Below are 495 nucleotides of genomic sequence, written 5' to 3'. Positions count from 1 at the left end.
GACGAGAGCAACATCGATTTTAATAAAGTCTCGGTACTTTTGGTTGATGACAGCCAGTTGAACATGCGTATTACCTCAACACAACTTCAATCATTCGGCGTTAAGTCTGAGTGCTGTGAAACCGCCACTCAAGCGTTAGAGCTTGTTTCAGAGTCTGTGGCGAAGTCGTTGCCTTATGATCTGGTGCTGATTGATAAAGTGATGCCGTCTATTGATGGATTCCAATTAGCAAGAAGTTTGATTGAGCGTTTTGACAAAGCTTGTCCGAAGCTAGTGATGATTTCTGCCGATCCTCGAAAACAGGATGAAGCACGCGCCAAACAAGTGGGTTTTGTTGCATACATTGCTCGCCCTTATCAAGATAATCAGCTTAAATGGACGCTGAGTGAAGTCCTGGCGAGATCGGCTGATACCTCAATCTTTACCTATCCAAATCGAGGTGAGGTAGCGTTTAAAGATAATCAACCCGTGCCATTAACCAAACCATCGGGTTCT

1 protein-coding gene is annotated in these 495 nt (G+C 44.4%); it reads left to right on the top strand.

Features of this window, described 5'->3' with window-relative positions; genetic code table 11:
- Positions 1-495, top strand: a 495-nt coding sequence (locus AB4496_RS29275) for a response regulator (RefSeq protein WP_372133637.1), incomplete at both ends; no start/stop codon positions are given.

The organism is Vibrio sp. 10N.222.46.A1 (genome assembly GCF_041473595.1).
In the GTDB taxonomy this organism is placed as follows: Bacteria; Pseudomonadota; Gammaproteobacteria; order Enterobacterales; family Vibrionaceae; genus Vibrio; species Vibrio tasmaniensis_A.
Note: the sequence above shows the minus strand (reverse complement) of the source record. Positions and strands in the feature narration are given on the sequence as shown.